Genomic DNA, 21088 nt, shown 5'->3' on the forward strand with positions numbered 1-21088 from the left:
CGGTGAGTATCGATCAGCAAGCAGAAAAGACTTCACAAACCTTAATTTATCCGGTTTATGAACAAAATGTAGAACGGATTCTGGATCTGCCGCGAGTCCGGCATCTGTTCGATGTGTCAGTATTGAGACCACATATGGGCGCCAAAGATGAAATAACGTGGTTCTATGGTCGTCTAGGACAACCGGATGTTGTTATTGTAGGTATGGGTGATGCCTCGCTAATTCACCCTGTTCGGATTAGGGAAGCAGCCGGCAACACGGGAAGAGCAGCAGCCAAAGAGAAATGTTGTAGTGTACATGTTTCTTTTCAAGCGTTGTGGGATGCCAATATAGCATCCGATCAAGAAGCAGAAGCTATCTCGGCATGGGTGGAAGGATGGAAACTGGGTACGTATTCCTTCAATAAATATAAGACGAAGTCAGATAAGCTGGTGATCCCGATCCTTTCTTTCGATGGACAGCCCGGATTGCAGATCCAAAAGGCTATTCGCCAAGGGGAAATTCATGCGGATGGGACGATATGGGCGCGTGATCTTGCGAATGAACCAGCCAACTATTTGCGCCCATTAGTATTAGCGGACAAAGTGATGGAGCGTTTTGCCGGAACTGGTGTGGAAATTAATGTCTACACTGGCGAGGAGCTCAAGAGGCAAGGCTTTGCCGGCGTAATAGCGGTTGGTAAAGGAAGCGCATATGCGCCTGCATTTATCGAGCTTCGATATTGTACGGATGAGTCAAAGCCGCTTACAGCTCTAATAGGCAAAGGAATTACGTTCGACACCGGGGGAATCAGCCTTAAAAAAGATTACGATATTAGCAGTATGAGGATGGATATGGCCGGAGCGGCAGGTGTGCTTGGAGCGCTGGATATCGTCGTTAAGAGCGGTGCGTCTGCCAACATAGCGGTGTTAGTGCCGACTGCAGAGAACGTTATATCAGGGAACTGCTTACTGCCAAGCGATGTGATCCGATATGCGAACGGCCTTACCGTTCAAGTAGGCAATACGGATTCGGAAGGCCGACTCATACTCGCTGATGCGTTGATCCATGCTCATCGCATTGGGGCAGTGGAAGCGATCGATATGGCGACGTTAACTTACGCTGTCGTCGGCGCACTTGGAACGAAGATCGCGGGTATTTTCGGCGACGACGAGCTGGCGAGGTTGTGTAAAAATGCAGGTGAGCCGTTTGGCGAGAAAGTATGGCAGCTGCCATTGGTAGATGAATACGAATCGTATTTGGATAGCACATATGCCGATGTCTGCAACATTAGCAGCGGAGATGGAGGAGGTGCGATTTCAGCGGCACTGTTCTTACGCAAGTTTGTCCATCCTTCATTGAAATGGGCACATATCGACATGAACGGTCCCAAAGATTCATCCTGCGCGAGTGGCCAGCAGGTTATCGGTGCGACCGGCTTCGGCGCGAGGATGCTGGCTTCGTTTGTGATGTCGAGATAAAAGGAGTGAAATGCTCCTCTTTATTTATTTTTTGAAAACGCAAACAAATACATATATAACATAAAACAACAAGAGGTGAGCGTTGTATAGAATATTTTATCAAATTCATGTAGGAGGTTATTTATGTTACTTATGAGAAATAAGAGATTGGTCAGCATGATTTTGGTTATGAGTTTGTGGATTAGCTGTATCAGTGTCGGTTTTCCTCATGCTATTGCTTATGCTGATGATAGCAGTCAACCTACTACGGTTTCTGGTTTAGTTGGTGAATGGAAATTTGACGAAGTGTCGATGGATGGCATATCTCCGGACACGTTGAAGCGGAATAATGCTATCCTTACCGATGCTGCAATAGGAAGCGGCAAGGTAGGTAAAGCCTTATTGTTAAATGGTTATCTTAGTTACGCCACTGTACCAAATCAGAATTTGATAAATACAGGCAGTGATTTCTCCATGAGCTTGCTTGTCAATTTCAATTCAACCTATACAAACAGAGACGTTGTCATTGTTCAGCAGCAAGGTGAGGGCGGAGAAACGCTGCTATCACGCAGAGCGGATGGTAGATTACAATCCTCTCTAGGCGGAAAAACGACGATCGGAGCAACATTAATTGAGCCTAAAAAGTGGTACCATGTTGCCCTTAGCAGAGAGGGTGACCAGGTTAAGCTTTATGTCAATGGTGCGTTAGAAACGGCTTCGGATGATACGTTATTAGTATCGAATAATGGTGATTTTCGGATTGGAGCTGACCGAGAACCGGAAGTGACAAACGCGTGGCCGGGTTACATCGACGAATTCAAGATTTATGACAAGGCTCTGACAGATGAGGAAATGAAACAGGTTCCGGGTTTTAACTGGCCTATTATTTCGTTAAACGGTAATTCGGAAATAAGTTTATCCTTGAACGATACCTATGTGGAGAGTGGTGCACAGGCATCCGATTCAAAGGACGGAGATATTACGGCCGATATTCAAACGACTGGTCTTGTCGATACGAGTAAAGGCGGCATCTACAAAGTGAACTATACGGTATCTAACCAAGCAGGAGATTCGGTTACTAAAGTGCGGACAGTAACTGTTATTCCACCAAAAACGTTATCTCGCGCTAGCAGAGTTTTGATTGATAAAGGGCTGCAAATGCAGACGTGGATGACAACGGATCAATCAGGTCGGAAATATGCAAGTGCAGAGGAATGGAAAAACAGTCATTTTACTACGGCTACCTATTACGAAAATCCGGGCTATAACCAAATGTTCCATAACCAGGTGCCAGAAGCACAATGGTCGTTTGTAAAAGGGGCATTCGGAGATGGCTTGGGAGGCGGTCCGAAAGAAAAAGATATGATGGGCTTTCTGAGTGATGCGCAAAAAGCTAATGTAGATAAGCTGATTACGATATCTTTTGGAGATGAAGAAAACTACAGCAATGAGATCTTGAAAACCTTTACGGATTGGTTCAAGCTTAGCCACGAACTTTATCCGGATGTCCTCGCTCACAGCAACCAACAATCGCGTCAATGGCAAAGGGACGACTATGAAACGTACATTCGTACGGCCAAACCTGACCTGCTCACTTTCGATGATTATTTATTCTCAACAAGAGGCTCGGACAACAATCTATTTACAACAATCGTCAATAACATTAATGACCAAAGAACGATTGCACTGAAGGGCTATGACGGTACCGGGCAAAGTCCGATCGCTTTCGGGCAATATTTGCTTGGCTTCAAGACAGGTGAGATTCCTGCGGATGTAGGTCCATATATTATTACTGAATCTCAAATATACGGCGTTCCGTTCGCCACATTGACGATGGGCGGCAAATGGCTCAGCATGTTCCGTTGGGAGTATGACAGCAACACATTCTTATTTTTTGACAAAGATGGTAAACCTACAAAGCAATATGAGCAATATGCCGAAATGGCAAGGCAAATTAACAACCTTGGACCACATCTCGTACGGCTCAATAGCACAGATGTCTCTATTTTGCCGGGGCAACATAAGGATTCAAACGGAAGAATCGTTAAAAACCTAACGCCTAGAGAAACACCAGTATTCGATAAGAATACTCAGCTAAAGCATCCTTATTTAAGAAGTGTAGTTTCGAAAAACTCCAGCGTTCAAGGAGGACTTAATGGCGATGTAATGCTTGGTTTTTTTGAACCTCTGCCAGATACAGAGTCGTTTTTCAACTCCACAGACATGGAATATTTTATGGTCATGAACGGACTGACCTCAGGGAACGGTAAAACGGTGGAGCAGCACGGAGAGGGTGCTGAGACGGAACAGACGATTATGGTGCAATTAAATCTAGCAAAATACAATAAGGATGCGATTAAGAAAGTAAGTAGACTTACAGGAGATCTGGAACCTGTTGAATTGACGCCAATTGGTGGAAACCTCTATCAACTAGAAGTCGTCCTTAACGGGGGCGTAGCGGATTTGTTCCAATTGGATAAAACAAAAGTAAACCTTGAGTACATTGCTGCGAATGCTATAAGTCTTCCAGAGACACTTACAATGGATGCAGGAGATACGGAAGCAATAGAAGCGGTTGTTTTACCAGCAGGAGCGACCGAGAAGAGTGTAGATTGGTACACATCGAATGAGCAGATCGCGACCGTAGACAGCAATGGAAAAGTAACTGCGATAGCTGGAGGGAAAGCAGTTATTACGGCAATTAGTGTTGATGGCAACAAAAAGGCAACCACTAGCATCACGGTTACTAGTGACGTTGTTCCTGTAACTGGCATTAAGGTTTCCCCCTCAACCGGAACGCTCTATACGAATGAAACAATGAAGTTGACTGCTGAGATCTTACCAAGCAATGCAACGAACAAAGCATATGAATGGTTCAGCAGCAACGCTGATGTAGCTGCCGTGGATCAGAGCGGTAAGGTATTTGCGAAATTACCGGGCTCGGCTGAGATTTCGGCAAGAACATTGGATGGACGATTTGTTGCTAGAAGTACAATAACGGTGTTGGACGCAAACAGCGAAGCGTCATTGTCGGAGTTAGTGATTAGTGGAGGAAAAGAGAACATTGTCTTTAATAGCGAAATATACGATTATACAACAAGGGTTAATACAAAAGTAGATGCAATTACGATTCAGCCACGGCTGAAAAATAAAAAAGGCACGATGACAGTTAACGATATTCCTGTCATCAGCGGACAGAAGATTACAGCGAAGCTGCCGATGGGCAATAGTAAGATCGTATTCGTTACCAAAGCAGCGGATGGCATGACAACAAAAACCTATACGCTAACGGTAAAACGAAACAAAAATGTAGCGCTTGAAGCTACGGTTGTAAGTGCGACATATTTGAATAAAGATGGAGAGCCAGCTAACTTAATTAGAAACGATTACGATAACTCAAGTGAGCATTCGCCGCTCAAGTTTGCTGACGGGGATGAGGAGACGTATTTCCAAAGTGCTGCTATTACAAACCTGAACCCAAAAGGTGAGTTTAATCCTGCGCATCGGATTATGCTGCAATGGGACGACGATAATCTTCAAGATTTTAATAAACTAGTTCTTGTCGTCAATAATGCACAGCAGCAAGGTATAACCGTCATCGATACTGAAACTTCTGTAAATGGCACCACATGGCAGGAGCTTAATGCTAAAGCCTATAAACCGACATGGCAGACAGACAGTCAAGACATTTACGAAAGTGTAACCATTGATCTTCCCAATTATAAGGAATATTACGGTGAAGGTTACAAGGGGTTGAAAGGCATTTATTTGCTGCTATGGGCAGCGAATTTAAATACCGATCATAAATATGCGATCAGCGAATTTGAGTTGTACAACGAACAAGATGCAGCAGAGCCTGTTGAACTGACTTTAGGTGAAATACCTGGTACTGATCCTGAAAATCCTAATGATTCCGTAATTGCAGATTGGGTATTTTCCGAAGCAAATGTGCAGCCCGGAACATCTATCGAAGCAGGCAATTTGTTTATTAAAGATAGAAGCGGCAAGGGCAATGATCTTAAAATGGCCGTTGCTGGAGCTCCGGGAGGCAACAGGCTGTCATTTACTGACGACGGTGCTCTTGATTTTGCAAATGATAAAAAAGATGGCCAATATTTGACGACAGTAGAAGGCGCACCAATTAATAGGGAAACTTTCGATAAAGGTTTTACGATTGAGGCAGAGTTTAAGCTTGGCTCCAGTATTAATAACTGGATGGGAATTTTGACCCGTCAAGGCAATAACACGTTTGATCCAGGGGAACAGGAGCCGCTATCAACGTTATCGATTTCAAGCATTCGCGAAGTTCAATGGGCAAGTACACATGGGAACTCGAGCTCGAACGAGCTCCAGTCGAACTGGTCGAACTCACTTTCAGCTATTAAAGCTTGGGTACAGTCAGATGAGTACACGCATGTTGCAATCGTGAATGATGGCTCAAAGACACGCTTATTCCTAAATGGTATAGAATCCATTCGCAATCCTGAGACGGACGAAATCATAAATGGAATCGCAGCCGAAGCGGGCATGGGGTGGAATGTCGGAGCTTATGAGTGGGATAGGGCACCGAACAGTCTCTTTTTAGGAAAAATCAAACATATCCGAGTATCCAGTAAAGCATTGGAGAAGGATCAATTCATTAAAACGGAGTTCAATTATAAGGTAGATTACGGGACGAACAATGATCTTCCGATGTTTGCACAAGATACGTATACGTTTGCGATCATTCCAGATCCTCAGTATGTGGTGCAATCCAAACCGGATATTCTTGAGAAGCAGCTTCAGTTTATTGCAGACAATTATGTTAGCAAGAATATCGCTATGACCGTAAATGTTGGCGACACGACCCAAAGCAGCGCAGCCAAAGAATGGGCTTCTGCCGATAAGGCCTATAAGATTTTAGATAAAGCTAATGTGCCTTATATTGTTACTCGCGGCAACCACGATTTGAATGGCTCTGGCTATCTGGACACGATGGGTCCCAATAGATTTGCAGGGACAGAACATTTCAAGGGCGCTTCGCCATCAGGATTAAGCACCTACTCGATCATTACAGCCGGCAGCTACAAGTATATGTTCCTTGCGGTAGACTCAGTGGGGAACAATTCGAGTAATACGAAAGAAAGAGAATGGGCAAAGACGGTGCTTAATGAGAACCCGAAAATGCCAACCGTCATCTTCTCGCATAATATTATGACGATCGATGGCAACGGCCAAGTGAGTGAAGGCGGTCAGGGCAGCTTATTCTGGAGAGACCTTGTCGAGAATTATGATCAAGTATTTATGATGGTAGGCGGACATATTAGCGGTGCTGGACTGAATGTGAAGAAGAAGGCTAATGGAAATGAAGTCTTGCAGGTGTTAACTGATTATCAATCGGATATCGCTGGCGGCAACGGTTGGACATCTTTTTTTGAATTTGATGAAAAGTCAAAGGAGATTCGTGTGAAGACATTCTCGCCATATGTTGATAGCATTCCGGTAGGGGAGCGTTCATACCTGGACACGAAATTCCTGACTGGTCCCGGAGATATGTACAACATTCCATTTGATTTCAGCACCAGATTTCGGTTTGCAAAAAATGATGAGGTTGATGTCGTCATTCCCGACATGACAAACGACAAAGGTTTAATTAATTTAGTGCCTAAAGTTGATGCTAGAACGGGAGAAGCAAAGGCCGTGGTTGAAGAGCGAGACTGGAACAAAGCGCTTAGCACATCTTCAACTGATGACGATGGTGTGAAAACGGTTAAAGTCGAGGTGCAGAAAGCGGATAAAGCAAAAGCGTATGTCGTTGAGCTTCCCAAAGCAGCACTTAATTCTAATCTAGTGACGCATTTGATCGAGATAACGACTGCAATTGGAACAATAACGGTACCAGCCAATATGTTAAACGGACAGGATTTGTCCGGAGCGAAGACGGTTTCGCTAGTTATTGCGAGCGTAGAAAAAACATCGCTTGATCCAGCTTTGCAGGAACAGATTGGCGATAGGCCAATTATTGAGGTTGATGTGTATATCGATGGAGCTAAGGCTGCTTGGAGCAATCCACAGGCTCGAGTGAGAATTTCCGTTCCGTATACACCATCAGATGCCGAGTTAGCCGATTCGGAGCATATTGTAGCAGGGTACATTAATAACATTGGTAAAGCGAGCACTGTATCGAACAGCAGATATGAGCCATCCACCAAAACGGTTACTTTTACTACAACTCATTTCAGCAAGTATGCGATCATGTTTGTTCACAAAACATTCGATGATCTCGATAACGTGAAATGGGCTAAAAAGCAAATCGAAGTGCTGGCAACCAAAGGGATTATTAATGGCACGTCTGTAACAAAATACAATCCGTCAGCTACAATAACAAGGGCGGACTTTATCGTCCTGCTTGTTAAGGCGCTTGAATTAACAGCTCCAATCGTTACGAATTTCGACGACGTCAGTTTATCTTCCTATTATTATAATGAAGTGATGATCGCCAAAAAGCTTGGCATTACTAAAGGCAGCGGAGACAATAAATTTAATCCGCTTCAACCGATTACGAGACAGGACGCATTCGTTCTACTGCATGAAGCGATGAAGGCTGCCGGTATGAAGCTGAACGAAGGCACGTCAGCTGGGCTGGATCGTTTTAACGACAAAGCAAAAGTTGCGAGTTATGCGATGGAAAGCTTGACGGCGTTGATTGTAAATGGAATTGTCAAAGGAAATGGGAATTCCATTCTTCCGCTGGCTCCACTATCAAGAGCAGAATCGGCTGTAATCGTGTATAACATGATCAATAAATAATGAATGGGGTAGTGCCGCTCGAGCTCAACAGGGCGGCTATTCCTTTTTTGCAATGACTGAATATGCAAGGTGCTTAATGTTAAATGAAAGGGTTTTCAATATTTTTGGTTTAGTTGAGGAAAGTAATTTTTAGAGGCTATTGTAAAACGGAGGAGAATCTATTATACTGACTTCAATTACCGTATGGTAGCGATTCCAGAAAATCAGTTCGTTCATTTCTGGTATCGCTACCATACAGATTGTTGAACAAAATAGATGAGCTATTAAAGACGTTTTGTTGGAGACATTATCGAACTTCGATTGATGCCTCTATTGAAAGAGGAAGAACAGAATAAGTGCAGCATGAAAGGAGTGTTCATATGGAAATGATGGAGATGCAAGGTGTGAACAAGCCGATGTCCCGGTTGATTATGGGAACGGGAGACCTGAGAGTATTGGACGATGCAAAACGGTTGATGCTTGATGCTTACATTGAAGCAGGCGGCAATATGTTTGATACTGCCCATCAGTACAGAGGGAAAGAGAAGATTTTGGGACAATGGCTGGCGGAGAAGAAGATTAGGGAAAAAGTAGTCATTATGAACAAAGGCGCTCACCACGATGATGGGAGTCCAGGCCCACGGGTGAATCCACAAGCCATCCGGAAGGATCTGGACGAAAGCTTGGAGAGGCTGGGAACAGATTATATCGATCTATACGCGCTTCATAGAGATGATCCGACCGTCGAGGTTGGGCCGATCATGGAAGAGCTGAATGAGCAGCTTGAGCAGAAGAAGATTCGTGCGATTGGCGCATCGAATTGGTCGCATCAGCGTATACAGGAAGCGAATGAATACGCGTCGGCGCATCAGCTAGTAGGTTTTACGTTTAGCAGTACGAACCTGAGTCTTGCCAAAGCGAAAGAGCCGAGGTGGGAGGGCTGTGTGTCTGCTGATGAGGAAACCTGCAATTGGCATGAGCGTAACCAGCTGCCGCTATTGTCATGGTCTTCGCAGGCAGGCGGATTTTTCTCAGGCTATTTTACGCCAGACAATCTCTCTGATTCGGAAATGGTGAGAGTGTATTACAACGACAACAACTGGGAGCGATACCGACGAGCGGTGAAGCTAGCGGAGTTGAAACAGGTAACACCGATTCAAATCTCTTTATCTTATGTTCTTCATCAACCTTTCCCAACATGCGCGATCATCGGACCTCGAAATCTTGATGAGCTTCATGATTCGGTTATGGCTATGAATCTACCATTAACTGCTGGGGAAGTCGAATGGCTGGATTTGAAAAAGGAGGAGTTTGCGGGATGATCAAACACCAATTGGCGGCTCAGCTCTACACTTTAAGAAACGAAGTAAAGAAGGATTTTCCAGCGGTGCTGAAGCAATTGAGTGAAATGGGCTGGGCGGCCGTTCAAATCGACGGGCTGCACGGATATGAAGCACGAGAAATTGCTGCGGTGATGAAGGAACTCGGATTACGTACCGCTGGCATGCATGTAGGACTCGAACGAATGAAGTTTGATTTAGATGCTGTGCTGGAAGAGGCTCGCTTATTCGATACGAAAGACTTTATCTGTCACTCCCTGCCGGATGGGCTGCAAAATCCAGAAGGGTATGCAAGCGTGAAGAAAGACTTGCTTGAAGTGGCTGCTAAAGTTAAAGGCACAAAATATCGCGTTGGCTATCATAATCATGATTTTGAATTTCATACATCCATAGATGGTAAATTTGCACTGGAGTACTTGCTTGATGATCCGGCCATTTACGCTGAGATTGATACGTACTGGGTTCGTAAAGCTGGCCAAGATCCTTTGTCTTTCATCCAGAACTATGCGAATCGTATGCCGATTCTTCATTTGAAGGATATGACTGCAGACAGCAGACAAACTTTTGCTGAAATCGGATCAGGAGTTATTGATTTTTCTCCAATCCTGCAATGGGGATTGCGAAGCGGCGTTGAGTGGTTTGCGGTAGAGCAGGATTACTGCACAGGAAGTCCGTTGGACAGTCTGGCTGCTAGCCTGGAATACTTATTGAAATTGGAAAAAACGCTCGTTTAACCTTGAAGCCCGCATCTGAATAACCGGAACAGCGGGCTTTTCCTTATCCAATCTATAATGAATCGAGGTTTTGCTGATGAAAACGATTCGCTTGACTATGGCGCAGGCTTTGCTGCGATTTCTGGATCAACAGTATTTGTCTGTAGACGGAGAAGAGATAAAGTTCGTTCGTGGTGTTATGGGCATCTTCGGACATGGTAACGTCACAGGCATCGGCGAAGCTCTTGAGCGAGAAACTACCGATTTATTGTTCGTGCAGGGCAAGAACGAACAAGGTATGGTTCACGCGGCTACAGCTTACGCTAAACAGAAGAACCGCCGTCAGATCTTTGTTTGTACGACTTCAATCGGCCCAGGAGCACTTAATATGATGACTGGCGCCGCAACCGCAACGGTTAACCGCATACCTGTGCTGCTTCTGCCAGGCGATAACTTTGCTTCCCGTCAGCCTGACCCCGTACTGCAGCAATTGGAGGTTCCGAGTGACTACTCCATATCTGCAAACGATCCGTTCAAGGCAGTCAGCAAGTTTTGGGATCGCATCGCCCGCCCGGAACAGCTGATGTCGTCGCTTCTACAGGCGATGCGTGTGCTGACTGATCCAGTTGACACCGGAGCGGTTACGTTAGCGCTGCCGCAGGACGTTCAAACAGAGGCTTATGATTATCCAGTACGCTTTTTTGAAAAGCGTATCCATTTCCTACAGCGCCGTCCAGCGGAGCAGGATGCCATTTTACGTGCCGCAGATTTGATGATGCGCAAGAAGAAACCTTTGATCATCGCAGGGGGAGGCGTGCACTACGCGGATGCGACGAAAGAGCTTCTCGCATTTGCAGAAGCATTCGGCATTCCGATAGCTGAGACGCAGTCGGGCAAAAGCGCGGTGCCGTGGAATCATCCGCTTGGCCTGGGCGGAGTTGGTACAACCGGCACACTGGCGGCGAATCGGGTAGCTGCAGAAGCAGACTTGATCATCGGAGTCGGTACACGATTTTCTGATTTCACGACGGCATCCAAATCCGCTTTTCGCAACTCCGATGCCGCATTTCTGAACTTAAATGTTAGTTCATTTGATGCGGTTAAGATGGAAGCGGATTCGATCACAGCAGACGCAAAGTTGGCGATTGTCGCACTGCAGATGGAATTAACGAATCGCAGATTCAGATCCAGCTATGCTGACGGTTATATTCAAGAGTTGAAAGCGGAGTGGGACAGTGAAGTTGATCGTCTCTACGCCTTAGAGAGCGCCAATGGGTTAACCCAGACTAAAGCACTCGGCATCATTAATGGATTCATCGAATCGAAGGATGTTGTCGTTGGCGCCGCTGGAAGCCTTCCGGGCGATCTGCACCGTGTCTGGCGTGTAACTGAACCGAACACTTATCATTTGGAATATGGTTTTTCCTGCATGGGGTATGAGATAAGCGGTGCTTTTGGCGTCGCGCTAGCGGAACCGGATCGTGAAGTGTATGCGTTAGTTGGTGATGGGAGCTACCTCATGCTGCACTCTGAGCTGATTACGGCAATACAAGAGGGCGTGAAGCTGACCATTTTACTATTCGATAACAACGGATTTCAATGCATTCATAACTTGCAGCGCGGTCACGGAAGCGACGGCTTCGGCAATGAATTCCGCTTCCGATCCAAAGAGACGGGAAGGTTAGATGGACCGTCTATGCCGATTGATTTCTCTTTACTTGCCCGCGGGTTAGGTGCTGCCTCATATAAAGCTACCTCAGCGAAGGAACTGGAGCAGGCGCTGCACGACGCGAAAGCGGAACAAGGACCTGTGCTGGTGGAAATTAAGGTGCTTCCGGGAACGAATACGGATGGTTATGACTCATGGTGGAATGTCGGCGTACCTGAGGTGTCTGTGAGCGACAAAGTGAGGAAAGCGCATGAGCAGATGCAGCAAAACATCAGTGCGGCGCGCCCTTATTAATTGGAAAGAAGGGATATGATGGATACGATTACTTTTGCGGGCGATAAGGATTTGGATTTTGTAGCAATCGGCCGCCTATGTATTGATTTGAATGCCAATGAAATCAATCGTCCTATGGAAGAAACGATGACTTTCACCAAATATGTGGGAGGTTCACCCGCCAACATCTGCATCGGTATGTCGCGATTAGGCATGAAAACAGCGTTTATCGGCAAGGTTGCTGATGATCAGATGGGCCGATTCATTGATCAATACCTGCGTAATAACGGCATAGATACTTCAGGTGTCACAACGGATCGGACCGGAGCGGTTACCGGACTTGCTTTTACAGAAATCAAAAGCCCAGAGGATTGCAGCATACTGATGTACCGCAGCAATGTGGCAGATTTGTTGCTTGCGCCTGAAGAAGTTGACGAATCGTTGATCAAGCGAAGCAAAGTGCTGCTCGTATCCGGTACGGCGCTAGCACAGAGTCCATCCCGCGAGGCGGTGCTTCTTGCCCTTCGTTACGCACGTAAACACGGAACGAAGGTGATATTTGATATCGATTATCGGCCATATTCGTGGGCATCTCCGGAGGAAACGGCCATTTATTATCATTTGGCAGCGGAGAAAAGCGATATTATTATTGGTACGCGCGAGGAATTCGATATGCTGGAGCGGTTCGACGGCAACACCGAACGCAGCGACGAAGTAACTGCGGCGCAATGGTTCAGTTACCACGCTGAAATCGTCGTCATCAAGCATGGCAAAGAAGGATCGATTGCTTATGGCAAAAACGGCAGCTCACAGCGGGGTTCTATTTTCCCGGCTAAGGTTATCAAGACATTCGGAGCCGGCGACTCGTATGCAGCTGGTTTCATCTATGGACTTATGCAAGGATGGGATATCAGCCGCAGTATGACATTCGGCAGCGCGTCTGCTTCCATTGTTATTTCCAGTCATAGCTGCTCGGACGCCATGCCGACAGTGGGGCAGATTGAACAATATATGCTTTCTTCCAAACAAGCGTAATTGGAGAGGAGAACGACAATGATGACCCAAATGCAAGCACTTATACCTTTATCGAATTTTATTGGAGGCGAATGGATCGCCTCGACTTCAGGCAAGACGGAACCCGTATTCAATCCAGCAACCGAAGAAATTTTGGCTTACGTTCCGCTGTCGTCTAAGGATGAAGTTGATCAAGCTGTCCGAAATGCGAAAGAAGCGTTTAAAACATGGAGTAAAACGCCGGTACCGCGCCGTGCTCGAATTCTTTTCAAATACCAACAGCTGCTAGTTGAACATTGGGAAGAGCTTGCGCAGATCATTACCTTGGAGAACGGAAAAAACTATCAAGATGCTCACGGGGAAGTCATGCGCGGCATTGAATGTGTTGAATTCGCTGCCGGGGCGCCAACGCTCATGATGGGAAAACAGCTTCCAGACATCGCTACAAATGTGGAGTCGGGCATGTTCCGGTATCCGATTGGGGTTGTGGGCGGAATTACACCGTTTAACTTTCCAATGATGGTACCCTGCTGGATGTTCCCTCTTGCAATTGCTTGCGGCAATACGTTCGTCCTGAAGCCCTCCGAGCGGACGCCGCTGCTTGCGAATCGTCTGGTGGATCTGTTTAAGGAAGCGGGTTTGCCGGACGGCGTGCTGAATCTTGTACATGGATCACACGATGTCGTAAATGGTCTGATTGAGCACCCGGACGTCATTGCGATTTCGTTTGTTGGCTCCCAGCCTGTCGCGGAATATGTGTATAAGAGCGCAACAGCGCAAGGGAAACGGGTTCAGGCGCTTGCCGGCGCCAAGAACCATACCATTGTCATGCCGGATGCCGACATGGACGGAGCGGTGACTCAAATCATCAACGCAGCATTTGGCTCTGCGGGCGAGCGCTGCATGGCATGCGCTGTCGTCGTTTCCGTTGGGAAAGCGTCCGAAACATTGATTGATAAATTGGTCGCGGCTGCTGATAAGTTAATCATTGGTAATGGCATGGACAAAGATGTTTTTCTAGGGCCGGTTATCCGCGGTCCGCACAAGGAACGTACGCTGGGCTATATTGCGACAGGTACAGAAGAGGGTGCGGTACTGCTCCGTGATGGACGTACGGATGCGGCATCAAATGGCGAAGGGTATTTCGTCGGCCCAACAATTTTTGATCATGTGACGAGTGAGATGAAAATTTGGAAGGACGAAATATTTGCTCCCGTGCTGTCGATTGTCCGCGTGGATACGCTGGAAGAGGCGATTGAACTTGCCAATCGTTCAGAACTAGCAAACGGAGCGTGCATTTTCACTCAAAATGGCAGTCATGTTCGTCAATTCCGTGAAACGATCGACGCTGGTATGCTGGGTGTGAATTTGGGCGTACCTGCCCCAATGGCATTTTTCCCTTTCTCAGGCTGGAAGAAATCATTCTACGGTGACTTGCATGCTAACGGTTCAGACGGTGTCGAGTTTTTTACGAGGAAGAAAATGGTCACATCCCGCTGGTAAGCGGCTCGTTAGCAGGAGGATCGGTTGATTCTGATCCTCCTGTTAAAATGTATGGATAATGGATCAAAATACCCGAAGGGAGGCATTTGAAAATGTGTGAACTGATTGTAAAACCGAACCAAACTCCGGATCAGGATGGTAATACGCTTCGGATTACTCCAGAATCTGCAGGGTGGGAATATGTTGGTTTTGAAGTGTTTACGCTAGATGCCGGACAATCACTTAGCCGTCTAACAGAGGAGCGGGAAGCTTGCGTTGTCCTGCTTAGAGGAAAGGCTGACGTTTCCACAGAGAAGTCAGAATGGAAGAGCATCGGCCGCCGGATGAATGTTTTTGAGAAAATTCCTCCTTATTCCGTGTATGTTCCATCTGAGGATAAGTTCACGATTACCGCATTAACTGACCTGCAAATTGCTGTATGCTGGGCACCCGGCAGCGGTACGCACGCAGCAAGATTGATCGAACCTGGTCATATTGAGGTTGAAAATCGTGGCGAAGGCAGTACGCAGCGGCTCGTTCATAATATTTTGCCAGAAACCGCAGATGCAGACAGTCTGCTTGTTGTAGAAGTGTTTACGCCTGCCGGTCATTGGTCCAGTTTTCCTCCGCATAAGCATGACCGTGATTTTTTGCCTGAGGAATCACTTCTGGAAGAAACCTATTATTATCAAGTGCAGCCAGAGCAAGGATTTGCAGTACAGCGTGTCTATACCGACGACCGTTCACTGGACGAGACGTTGACTGTAGGAAACGGTGAAGTTGTACTTGTACCTAAGGGCTACCATCCTGTATCTGCTCCTCCAGGTTATGATGTATATTATTTGAACGTAATGGCGGGGCCTGTTCGTATTTGGAAGTTTTATAACGATCCGGATCACGCTTGGCTGATGCCGAAGCCACGATAAGATATATAACGAGGATTAAAACGCTACAATAGAAAGAGAGCAATCCCATTTGTAATGATGGCATTGCTCTCTTTTTATTTTCACTTACTCAAAACTTGACATCCCATTCTGTAACTAATATTATTACAGTAAGTCAAAAAAGAATAGAGGACATAAAGCATGAAATGCAAAATTAATCGAAATGCAGCAACCGTTTTAAAAAAGATGTTGAGCAGTAATGAATCGGAGGGGAAGATGATTCGTGTTTTTATAACTCAGAATCATGGAGATCATGGTCATTATGATATAAAGCTGGATACACCTACTGAACATGATGAAATTGTAAAAACAGACAAAGACATTGAAATTGTATTAGATAAACGTGAACCGCTATTAGATGGGGTTTGGATTCAATATTTTTATGTGCCGGAAGAAGGTTTCTTCATAACGAACCCTTCTACAGGTTTTCTTGAGAAATAAGGTTTAAAATATTGAAGATCAACAGGGAGGATGCAAAATTGCATCCTCTTTAAGCATTTATAGAGAGAACATGACAGAATTATGATAATATCCGATTGCTTGACCTTACAGATGGACAAAGTCCGGTAATGGAGTTCTGACGACTGCATAAAACGAATGTGCAGGATAGTTTAACTTCTTCGCGAATATTTCAAGTATGGAAAATATACGAAATAAAGACCTCAGAAAAATATTTTCCGATTATACATATACAATTGTAAAAGAATAAACATAATAAAATCAATTAATTAATCATTATGGAATCTAAAAGCAACTGGCCATTTTTCTAAGTAAAGGGAAAGAAATCGACCGTATCAAGGAACAGAATGTAAGAGATAGACTGTTTCTTGTTCAACAAGTCTGAGTGGTTCAATGAGGAGTTTTATCGATTAATGGGATTGAAAGACTTCTCTGAAAGATAACTTATTATTTTTAGGAGGGCACAACATGGAAGTTTTTGAAGAATATTTAGCAACTATCGTAAATCCACAACATCGGAGTCGAACGGAAGAAGTATTAACTTGGGTAACTAAGAAATTTCCAAATTTAAAGCCAAAAATCGCCTGGAAGCAGCCTATGTTTACCGATCACGACACATTTATTATTGGCTTTAGCGTAGCCAAACAACATATGGCTGTTGCCCCTGAAAAAGCAGGCATTAATCATTTTTCTGAGGAGATTGTGCAATCAGGTTATGACAACACCAAGGAGTTGATACGTATCCCGTGGGCTAGTCCGGTCGATTTCTTATTACTTGAGAAAATAATCGAGTTTAATATTTTGGATAAGGCAGAATGTTCGACTTTTTGGCGCTAGTATAAAACATAACATGAAAATTAGCTTATTCGCACTCGGGATATTCAGGGCTAACAAAACTGAAGTGAAATATATTTACTAATTGGAAAACCAGTGTTTAATAAACTAAAATAAATGACATGAGCAATAGCGTAGGCACGAATGTGCTTACGCTTTTTTTCATGTTTCAACGGGATTTAGAAATAGGAGGAAGTAATTGTCTAACATAAGGTATAATATGGTACAAAACAACTTTGTTGTCAATTTATTCGTATTAGGAGGATTGGAGGGGAGCGATTATCAAAAAGAAAAATTGGATTGTCTTATCATTTATCTGTGTACTCTTAGGACTGTCAGCTTGGTTGACTGATATTTTATTTGAGCATATGTATAAATTGTGGTTGCTCACCTTTCTAATAAATCCTTTAGGATTTTTATTTGGGCTTCTTGGAAGAAGTAAATGGGGAATGATCACCAATGTACTAATGACCATCAGTGTTTTTATTTTTATGTTTATTGGATACTTAATTGCTGCTCTTTTTGGAGGACAGCCGTGAAATTAAAGTCAGCAGTTTGAAACGATTGATTTTTAAAAAGGGAGGTATTGTATGAGGAGAAAGCATTTAATTTTCTTTATTTTGATCACTTCATTATTATTTCCAGGCAATTTATCAGCAACTTCATGGGCAAATGAATTTGTTGTTTGGCATGGTTATGTTTATGTAATCAGTGATGAGTATGTAACAGAGATACATAAAAAGATTGGGCATGTCACTGTATATTCAGATATGGAAACCTATACTGGCAATTACTCTAACTCATATAAGAAGGGGACTAAATATTATTCAATTAAAGGTATTAGTACAGATGAAGCGATCGCAGTTCAACATAAAGATGGGAAGTTTATAAAAGCAAACAGGGATGGTAAATTCAAAGGAGAGAATACTGATTACTCGGGTTTAGTGAGAAATGTGATTATTATTTCTCTATTAGCCATTTTGGTGATCTTTCTCGTTAGAAACAGAAATAAGAAGCGGACTTAACTCGTATAGGCGCTCTAGTATGTAGATTGTAGAAGTCAAATTCGGGATTATAAAGGAAAAAATGCCAATGCCAACCAGATGTTCTTGGTTGGCATTTGTTTTTCTACGAGCATCTGGCAGAAAACAGAGCTGCTTTTTGGACGGAAAAAGCAGCATTTACAACCTCAGGAACTTATGATAAATTGATAGTAGTTTCACATAATGAAATGGTGTTTCGTATAATGAAACAAAATACTCTTTTTATAAGAGGAGGAGCAGCAATGGGAGAATCAATAAAAGATCAAGTACAGAAGCAATTTGGAAAAAATGCTGCAAAATATGTAACAAGCAGCCGCCATGCCAAAGGCGAAGATTTGGCTTTTCTTGTTTCGTCATCCCAAGCCAACAAGGAGATGGAGGTACTTGACGTTGCAACAGGAGGCGGGCATGTGGCCAATGCGCTTGCACCGCTCGTCCGCCATGTGATTGCTTATGATCTGACAGAACAGATGTTAGAGAAGGCAGCGGAATTTATTCATGGTAATGGACATTCTAACGTCGACTTCGTACAGGGGGATGCCGAGCTGCTTCCATTTGCCGATGCTTCCTTTGAATTGGTAGCTTGCCGTATTGCAGCGCATCATTTTCCAAATGTGCCTGCTTTCGCTTCAGAAGCATTCCGCGTCATTAAGCCGGGCGGCAAGCTGCTTCTAATTGACAATGTTGCTCCTGAGAATGATGCGTTTGATGAATTTTACAATCAGGTTGAAAAGAAAAGGGACCCTAGCCATGTTCGTGCCTGGAAAAAGTCTGAATGGATTAACCTGCTGGAGAATAGCGGGTTTCGCCTTGAAATAATGGTTTGTTTTCCCAAACCGTTTAAATTCCAAGATTGGTGTGAACGGTCTGATCTTCCAGAAGCGGAGCAGGCTTTACTTGAGACAAAAATGCTGCAAACCCCAAAGGAGATGAAAGATTTTTTCTCTATCCAAACTGATGAACCTGGCAGACTTACCTCATTTAACGGAGAATCTGTATATATTCAAGCGATCCGTTCATAATTATTTCTTAAGTAAACGTCCCCATATAAATAGAAAAAGGCTGCTCTCAAGTCAAGTAGGTTTAACTACGATTTGAGGTAGCCTTTTTATTTGAACGGTGTTTGAACGCATATACACTATGACAGCTATTATTGCTGCATGTTTGCTGAATAAACATCTTTCCAGCGTTGGTTCGTTAAAATTTCAGCGTCTTTGCTCATAAAGGCGGTCATAGCCTGTGAATCGTCCATTAACCGATATCTCATCCATGCTGTCAGATATCCTCTATGTTGTCCGCCATCTTGTTCAATCGCCGTATGTGCCGCCCCTTTTGCCATCGCCATCATTGCCGGAATATGTGGATTTGCCTTACTAATCTCTACTTTGTTGGAGGATGAAGGAGAGATAATAAAATCACGCGTTCCACTCATTACAAAAAAAGGTACGTTTATTGCGAATGTGTCGTAAACATCCTCTGGATCGCAATATTTCAGCTTCGGGAGCGCAATTGAGACAACCGTCTTGATGAGAGCGCCATGTTCAAAGTTGGTGTGGGCGTTTATTACACCTGTGGAGCCTTGAGAATGACCTGCAGCGCCTATTTGATCTTTTTGAATTCGTTGATAGAACGGGCTGCCGGGCATATCGTTTTGTGCTAACATATAATCAATAGAGGCAACAATTTCTTTTCCTGTTCCAGTGGTTGTACTAAAAGTATCAATAACTATAAATCCCCAACTAGCTAAATGGTTAAAAAGTTCATCGTATTGCTCAGGCAGTGCTCCTGTTCCGTTGCCCCAAGCAATGAGAGGATGCATCGAATCTTGTGATTTTGGGGAGTAGACTTTATACAGCTTTTCACCATGTTCGTCTAAGATCTCGCTCGTCTCTACATCGTATTCTCCAGATGAAGCATATTTCTCTTCCACGCTGCCCGTCTCAAAAGCAGCTGAAACGGAGTTCACCAGCAGAAAGGACACCGTAGAGAAAGCAATAATCATAATTAAAACAATGCCGGTCGTCCATAATAGCCATTTGCTTCTGAGAACTCTCTTAATTTGTAGCATACAAACTCCTCTCGCTATGACTAACGTGTACGTTATCCGAAATGTCAGGTATAATGCCGGATGTTCATGATGATGAGCCTTATTAGTTTTCATAGTTGTTTAGTAGTTTTATTATACTCTATGCTTATCGGCAATGTTAATTTTCACATCAAACCGTTCGCAGTTCTTATTAAGCTAGGGAGGATGAACTAGAATGCTTTACGATTTAAAAGGTGAAGTGAATATGACACTTATTGTGGGAATGTTATTTTCCGCTGTAAAAGAGAATAACCAACGGCTGCAATTAATTACTGGCGGCATGTCTCAAGAAGAAGTAGATTACAAGGGGCCTGATCACAATTTTAACAGTACTTCTCAGTTAATTAAACACATCATGTATGTTGATCTGAATTGGGTTTATAGAATAAAGGGGCAACCACTTCCACAGTCATTAAAGGAATTATATGGCCCCATGATAGATGAAAATAATAGACTTCCTATGGTCAAAGGGATATCTTTGAATACACTAATGACCAAATATGATGATGTATTAAAAATGTTAAATGATTCATGTGCACAATTAACAGATGCTGATTTAGACAAAGTTGTTGCTTTTGGACATGAAAATGAAAAGCGTGCAACGATACGTTGGGGCTTGTGGCATATGGCTGATCATAGCCGCTATCATCAAGCTCATATTAATTTGCTTAGGAAATGGTATGGTGACAATTCGCTGTCTAAATAAGGGGAGAATCACAGTTATCTTTTTTTGTGCGCTGTAAAGATAAAAAAGAGCAAACGCTGCTGCAGCGTTTGCTCTTTTTATTGATGTTAGCTCTACATTACATCAATCAATTTTATCAAGAGATCGGTTTTTGGCGATATCCAAAACAAAATCCCCTAAATCATCATAACTCATTTGATTTAATTTCTCTTTGAGAGCTTCCGAAATTGTCTCTTTTTCAAATATTCCTTTAATAATATCAATGACCAATTCAACCCTAGCCTGATGCCTTTCCTTCGTATCCATGCGCATTCCTATATTCTCCTATTCTCGATAGAC

At 44.0% G+C, this 21088-nt stretch carries 15 protein-coding genes; 13 read left to right on the top strand and 2 right to left on the bottom strand.

Translation table 11 applies throughout. The features are described 5' to 3' along the window. Positions 1–2 precede the first annotated feature (2 nt). From ACIFSR_RS16445 to ACIFSR_RS16500, 12 genes are all read left to right on the top strand, one after another. Complete coding sequence (locus tag ACIFSR_RS16445; protein ID WP_430058419.1) at positions 3–1460, top strand: leucyl aminopeptidase family protein; 1458 nt, start codon at positions 3–5, stop codon at positions 1458–1460. Positions 1461–1583: 123 nt separating this feature from the next. Next, positions 1584–8228: a LamG-like jellyroll fold domain-containing protein gene (locus ACIFSR_RS16450; RefSeq protein ID WP_430058421.1), complete on the top strand. Its 6645-nt coding sequence runs from the start codon at positions 1584–1586 to the stop codon at positions 8226–8228. 359 nt (positions 8229–8587) lie between these two features. Continuing rightward, entirely contained in the window at positions 8588–9529 is a 942-nt protein-coding gene (locus tag ACIFSR_RS16455; RefSeq protein ID WP_430058423.1) for an aldo/keto reductase, read from the top strand. Next, positions 9526–10281: a sugar phosphate isomerase/epimerase family protein gene (locus ACIFSR_RS16460; RefSeq protein WP_339203037.1), complete on the top strand. Its 756-nt coding sequence runs from the start codon at positions 9526–9528 to the stop codon at positions 10279–10281. Before ACIFSR_RS16455 ends, ACIFSR_RS16460 begins: the two co-directional genes overlap by 4 nt. 76 nt (positions 10282–10357) lie before the next feature. Further along, positions 10358–12223 carry a 3D-(3,5/4)-trihydroxycyclohexane-1,2-dione acylhydrolase (decyclizing) gene (gene iolD / locus ACIFSR_RS16465; RefSeq protein WP_430058425.1) on the top strand — a complete coding sequence of 622 codons (1866 nt, stop codon included), beginning with the start codon at positions 10358–10360 and terminating at the stop codon, positions 12221–12223. 18 nt (positions 12224–12241) lie between these two features. Continuing rightward, on the top strand, positions 12242–13237 hold the full coding sequence (gene iolC, locus ACIFSR_RS16470) for a 5-dehydro-2-deoxygluconokinase (protein ID WP_430059311.1): 996 nt from the start codon (positions 12242–12244) through the stop codon (positions 13235–13237). 18 nt (positions 13238–13255) lie between these two features. After that, on the top strand, positions 13256–14719 hold the full coding sequence (locus ACIFSR_RS16475) for a CoA-acylating methylmalonate-semialdehyde dehydrogenase (protein WP_430058427.1): 1464 nt from the start codon (positions 13256–13258) through the stop codon (positions 14717–14719). A 92-nt stretch (positions 14720–14811) separates the two neighbouring features. Further along, positions 14812–15624: a 5-deoxy-glucuronate isomerase gene (gene iolB / locus ACIFSR_RS16480; RefSeq protein ID WP_430058429.1), complete on the top strand. Its 813-nt coding sequence runs from the start codon at positions 14812–14814 to the stop codon at positions 15622–15624. Between the two features lie 159 nt (positions 15625–15783). Beyond that, positions 15784–16083, top strand: a complete 300-nt coding sequence (locus tag ACIFSR_RS16485; RefSeq protein WP_076265580.1) for a heme biosynthesis protein HemY — start codon at positions 15784–15786, stop codon at positions 16081–16083. Between the two features lie 486 nt (positions 16084–16569). Further along, the gene (locus tag ACIFSR_RS16490; RefSeq protein ID WP_430058433.1) at positions 16570–16938 is read left to right on the top strand and encodes an iron chaperone; all 369 of its coding nucleotides are present in this window, start codon (positions 16570–16572) and stop codon (positions 16936–16938) included. A gap of 587 nt (positions 16939–17525) precedes the next feature. After that, positions 17526–17960, top strand: coding sequence for a hypothetical protein (locus ACIFSR_RS16495; protein WP_339203029.1), 435 nt, complete (start codon positions 17526–17528; stop codon positions 17958–17960). A 260-nt stretch (positions 17961–18220) separates the two neighbouring features. After that, on the top strand, positions 18221–19000 hold the full coding sequence (locus tag ACIFSR_RS16500; protein ID WP_430058436.1) for a class I SAM-dependent methyltransferase: 780 nt from the start codon (positions 18221–18223) through the stop codon (positions 18998–19000). Positions 19001–19128: 128 nt separating this feature from the next. Here ACIFSR_RS16500 and ACIFSR_RS16505 read toward each other — a convergent pair whose 3' ends face one another. Next, entirely contained in the window at positions 19129–20046 is a 918-nt protein-coding gene (locus tag ACIFSR_RS16505) for an alpha/beta hydrolase (RefSeq protein ID WP_430058439.1), read from the bottom strand. A 193-nt stretch (positions 20047–20239) separates the two neighbouring features. Here ACIFSR_RS16505 and ACIFSR_RS16510 point away from each other — a divergent pair, with 193 nt between their 5' ends. Next, entirely contained in the window at positions 20240–20770 is a 531-nt protein-coding gene (locus tag ACIFSR_RS16510; RefSeq protein WP_430058441.1) for a DinB family protein, read from the top strand. 102 nt (positions 20771–20872) lie between these two features. On the opposite strand, the gene ACIFSR_RS16515 is transcribed toward ACIFSR_RS16510, so the two are convergent. After that, positions 20873–21061 (bottom strand): hypothetical protein, encoded by a 189-nt coding sequence (locus tag ACIFSR_RS16515; protein WP_430058443.1) that lies wholly within the window; start codon positions 21059–21061, stop codon positions 20873–20875. Positions 21062–21088 lie beyond the last annotated feature (27 nt).

The sequence above is a fragment of the Paenibacillus sp. NRS-1760 genome (assembly GCF_050467785.1).
Taxonomy (GTDB): domain Bacteria; phylum Bacillota; class Bacilli; order Paenibacillales; family Paenibacillaceae; genus Pristimantibacillus.

Coding starts and splice junctions, on each gene's coding strand:
- ACIFSR_RS16455 (WP_430058423.1), top strand. CDS start 8,588: ATGGAAATGATGGAGATGCAAGGTGTGAACAAGCCGATGTCCCGGTTG.
- ACIFSR_RS16505 (WP_430058439.1), bottom strand. CDS start 20,046: ATGCTACAAATTAAGAGAGTTCTCAGAAGCAAATGGCTATTATGGACG.
- iolD (WP_430058425.1), top strand. CDS start 10,358: ATGAAAACGATTCGCTTGACTATGGCGCAGGCTTTGCTGCGATTTCTG.
- ACIFSR_RS16450 (WP_430058421.1), top strand. CDS start 1,584: ATGTTACTTATGAGAAATAAGAGATTGGTCAGCATGATTTTGGTTATG.
- ACIFSR_RS16490 (WP_430058433.1), top strand. CDS start 16,570: ATGGAAGTTTTTGAAGAATATTTAGCAACTATCGTAAATCCACAACAT.
- ACIFSR_RS16500 (WP_430058436.1), top strand. CDS start 18,221: ATGGGAGAATCAATAAAAGATCAAGTACAGAAGCAATTTGGAAAAAAT.
- ACIFSR_RS16515 (WP_430058443.1), bottom strand. CDS start 21,061: ATGCGCATGGATACGAAGGAAAGGCATCAGGCTAGGGTTGAATTGGTC.
- iolB (WP_430058429.1), top strand. CDS start 14,812: ATGTGTGAACTGATTGTAAAACCGAACCAAACTCCGGATCAGGATGGT.
- ACIFSR_RS16460 (WP_339203037.1), top strand. CDS start 9,526: ATGATCAAACACCAATTGGCGGCTCAGCTCTACACTTTAAGAAACGAA.
- ACIFSR_RS16510 (WP_430058441.1), top strand. CDS start 20,240: ATGCTTTACGATTTAAAAGGTGAAGTGAATATGACACTTATTGTGGGA.
- ACIFSR_RS16495 (WP_339203029.1), top strand. CDS start 17,526: ATGAGGAGAAAGCATTTAATTTTCTTTATTTTGATCACTTCATTATTA.
- iolC (WP_430059311.1), top strand. CDS start 12,242: ATGGATACGATTACTTTTGCGGGCGATAAGGATTTGGATTTTGTAGCA.
- ACIFSR_RS16475 (WP_430058427.1), top strand. CDS start 13,256: ATGATGACCCAAATGCAAGCACTTATACCTTTATCGAATTTTATTGGA.
- ACIFSR_RS16485 (WP_076265580.1), top strand. CDS start 15,784: ATGAAATGCAAAATTAATCGAAATGCAGCAACCGTTTTAAAAAAGATG.